The sequence below is a fragment of the Nitrospira sp. genome (genome assembly GCA_016788885.1).
Lineage (GTDB): Bacteria > Nitrospirota > Nitrospiria > Nitrospirales > Nitrospiraceae > Nitrospira_A.
In genome coordinates this window covers 1-3,074 of the sequence record JAEURX010000056.1, presented here as the reverse complement: position 1 = coordinate 3,074, position 3,074 = coordinate 1, and the positions used below count along the sequence as shown (strand labels likewise).

At 58.8% G+C, this 3,074-nt stretch carries 5 protein-coding genes and 1 tRNA gene; 2 read left to right on the top strand and 4 right to left on the bottom strand.

Annotation, left to right across the window (positions count from 1 at the left end):
• Positions 1-537, top strand: a 537-nt coding sequence (locus JNL86_15930; GenBank protein ID MBL8044397.1) for a hypothetical protein, incomplete at its 5' end; no start/stop codon positions are given.
• Positions 538-666: 129 nt separating this feature from the next.
• On the opposite strand, the gene JNL86_15925 is transcribed toward JNL86_15930, so the two are convergent.
• The 3 genes from JNL86_15925 to JNL86_15915 form a co-directional block, all read right to left on the bottom strand.
• Positions 667-1,080 (bottom strand): hypothetical protein, encoded by a 414-nt coding sequence (locus JNL86_15925; protein ID MBL8044396.1) that lies wholly within the window; start codon positions 1,078-1,080, stop codon positions 667-669.
• A 14-nt stretch (positions 1,081-1,094) separates the two neighbouring features.
• Positions 1,095-1,619, bottom strand: a complete 525-nt coding sequence (locus JNL86_15920; GenBank protein MBL8044395.1) for a hypothetical protein — start codon at positions 1,617-1,619, stop codon at positions 1,095-1,097.
• 120 nt (positions 1,620-1,739) lie between these two features.
• Positions 1,740-2,084 (bottom strand): hypothetical protein, encoded by a 345-nt coding sequence (locus JNL86_15915; GenBank protein MBL8044394.1) that lies wholly within the window; start codon positions 2,082-2,084, stop codon positions 1,740-1,742.
• Positions 2,085-2,343: 259 nt separating this feature from the next.
• On the opposite strand from JNL86_15915, the gene JNL86_15910 reads away from it, so the two are divergent.
• Positions 2,344-2,421, top strand: a tRNA-Glu gene (locus tag JNL86_15910).
• 433 nt (positions 2,422-2,854) lie between these two features.
• Here JNL86_15910 and JNL86_15905 read toward each other — a convergent pair.
• Positions 2,855-3,037 carry a DUF3365 domain-containing protein gene (locus JNL86_15905; GenBank protein MBL8044393.1) on the bottom strand — a complete coding sequence of 61 codons (183 nt, stop codon included), beginning with the start codon at positions 3,035-3,037 and terminating at the stop codon, positions 2,855-2,857.
• Between the last annotated feature and the right edge of the window lie 37 nt (positions 3,038-3,074).

Sequence of the window (3,074 nt, the reverse complement as noted above, 5' to 3'; positions counted from 1 at the left end):
CGGGCGCAACCGGCCGGTGGCCATCATCACCATGACGTGACCAGTTTTCTCAACCCCCAGGACCTGTTGTATCCCTGCTCGGTCCTGACCGAGAAATACCTGCGGGCCTGCTACTTGATGCAGACGTCGGCGGTGCTGACGTTTCTGAATTACGACTTTGCCCAGGCGTTTGTGCAATGTGCCCGGGTGGAAGGGGAGCACCAGACGACCTGTTACCGGAGTCTCGGGCGCGATATCAGCGGCTACACGTTGCGTGATGCCGCGCGGGTGAACGAGCTGTGTCGACTGGGGCAAGGCGATCAGATCCAGCAATGCTTCATCGGCGCCGTGAAGGACTTCATTCTCACCGACGCGAATCCGGATCCCGGTCTGGCCCTGTGCCGCAGCCTGGATGGGCCGTTTAAAAAAGATTGCTATGCCACTGTCGGCGAGATGGTCGTCCCCTTGTATGACGATAAAAACAAACGGGCACAGGCCTGTCGCAAGGGCGAGGACGGGTATGTCGATGCCTGTCTGGCCAACGCCACGGCGTTCTAATTACTTCTCGACGCGACTCAATCCTAGACACACCCCACCTGCGTGACGCACATCGCGGGATTGCGGAGATGGCTGCGAACAACGGCCGTGCCGTGATCCCGTGCAGCGGCCTGTTGTGCGCCGCTTCGGCTACGTACCAGCCGGAGGCGTCACCTGGATCACGCTGAAGTCCTTTTGCGCGATCACGCGGCCGTTCATGCGTAGGCGAAATTCATAACGTCCCGGGGAAGGGAACAGCAGGGCGGGAACGTTGATACCGAAATCGGCTATCTGCAAACGATCGCCGATGACGATGTCCGGAAGCGAGGCGCGACAGACCAGTTGGTCGGTGTTGACGTGCATCAGGTCGATGTCAAAGTGGTAGGTGCCTTCGGCGTCGGTCATGCAGAAGTACAGGCCGAGTTGGTGATGTTGAAACGGAAAGGTCATCGCCTGAAGGTGCGTGAAGAGGCCAATCAGCGATTTCTTTTTGGTGAGGCTGTCTTCGATGACGGAGTCGCACACGAGGAAGGCTTGGATGCTGGGGGTCGGACTGTCGGTCATGGATCAGAAGGGGGCTACCCCAGCACCGCCGTGCCGCCGCGCGCTTCGAACACATCACCGAACAACGTGTGGGTCGACCCGATGCGGCAGAAGTGCGAGGTGATTTCGATGAGCTGGCCGCGGTGAGAGTAGAATTTGCCCGTTGCCACGTGGATCTTCTCGCCCGGCGCCACCGCCGCTTCCAAGACCGTTTCACCGGTTTCCTGATCCGTCATTTTTAGCCAGGGCAGATTGGGAAACAGGGTCGGCGGGGAATCGCTCGTATTGAGTGAAAAGCGGTTGCCGTCGTTGAACGCCCACCGATTGCGGCGCAGATGGGCGACATGGTTGCCGCTGCCGTCGTACAGGTCGATGGTGAGGAGAATGCGATCGTGTTCGGGCGCGAGTTCCAGTACCAATTGTTCCTTGCCCTGCACCCGGATGACGCCGTTGGTGTTGCGGAAAATGTTGGAGCCAAGCCGGATTTCCAGGCTGTGTTTGTGACGCTCCGACTCGGCCTGGTTGGAGGCGTGTGATGCGTCAGGATTGCGTAGGTCCATGCGTCGAGATCTAAAGCGATCAAAAGACCGGTTGCGCCACGCAGTCGAACGAGCGTGCCTGCCTGAGCAAATGGAGAGCAAGGTAGGCCGTTAGCCTGGCGCTGTCAAGTCTGTTGTGGGCTAAGGAGTCGCAGGGCCTTCACGCTCGTCGGTGTCGGTGGCCGTCACACAGACAGAGACATCTTGCCCCGTCTGCTTGGGCAGCGGAATCGTAATGACCTGTGAGACGGCCCCGCCTCCGGTCTTCTGAGAGGCTGGGACCACCTTGGCGATCACGGGGCCATCCCCGGCGTTGTAGTAAATGGTGGTGTGGGCCAGGTTCGTGAGAGGCTTGCCGTCCGTCCCAGTCGTGGGCTCGGTATAGGCGATCGTGATGGTGGACTGCGGCGGTTTGATATGCACGATGGTCTTGGTGCCGCATGTGGTCCAGGCGCTCGAATTGGGGGGGGCGATCATCCCTTCCATAAAGCTGGCTCCGCAGCCTGCTAATGAGATGAACGCAGGAACCACGCCTGCGACAAGGAGCCCTCGGAAACGGGGAGTAAGAGAACGCATGGCGGTACTGTAGGCTAATTCGCCGGACGCTGCAAGCCTCGCCTGTGTGATGGGCGGCCTGTTCCATGCGCACAGGTGTCATCCCTGCTACAGTGACTTGCCGTTTGAAAAGGTAAAACTCGCTATGGTACAGTCCTGATCTTTCCGCTTCCGCATGGATGATCTCTCCGGTCCCATCGTCTAGCTTGGCCTAGGACGGAGCCCTCTCAAGGCTCAGACACGGGTTCAAATCCCGTTGGGACCACCAACTTTCCCCCTGATCTTCCGCAGAGTTAGCCACTCTCCTGAGTTCTGGCTGCTGAAGGGTTGGCCTCTCATAGGACAATCCATAGGACAAAATAGGCTTCGTGTACGTAGTTTCTAACTGTGTCACGGCGTCGCGGAGCTTGAGATTCCAGCCGTGCCCGCCATGGGAATACTGACTCGTCATCATGGCTTTTGTGCTATGTCCGAGCAGCGCGGAGCGAATCTCCAGACTCACCCCGAGGTTCTGAAGCCGGGTTGTGAGGGGGGGCGGAGGTCGTTGAAATGGAGGTCTTGGACCTTGGCTGCCTTACAGGTCCGATGCCACGGATGGGTTAGTGCTACAGCTGGTGGGCCGGCAAGCACTATTGAAAAGTGCTCACTGTTCGAGGCAAGCACCTTGTGGGACAAACGGGCCTGCGTGAGTGCGTATTCTTTTACGGCAAGGGAAGTTTGACGCTAATGGCGCCTCCCAGGGTGCCTTCTTGTGAGCCTTCTCGCGCGTATCCGGTCACATCTCGCTCACCTTTGGGGGCGCCATGGCAACTCAGGCAGGCCTTGCCATAGAACAATGGAAGAAGCACCCGTACACTCTTTCCTCCGTCCACCACTTCGCTCACGATTTGTTCTCCATTGCGGGGGAACGACGGATCTTCC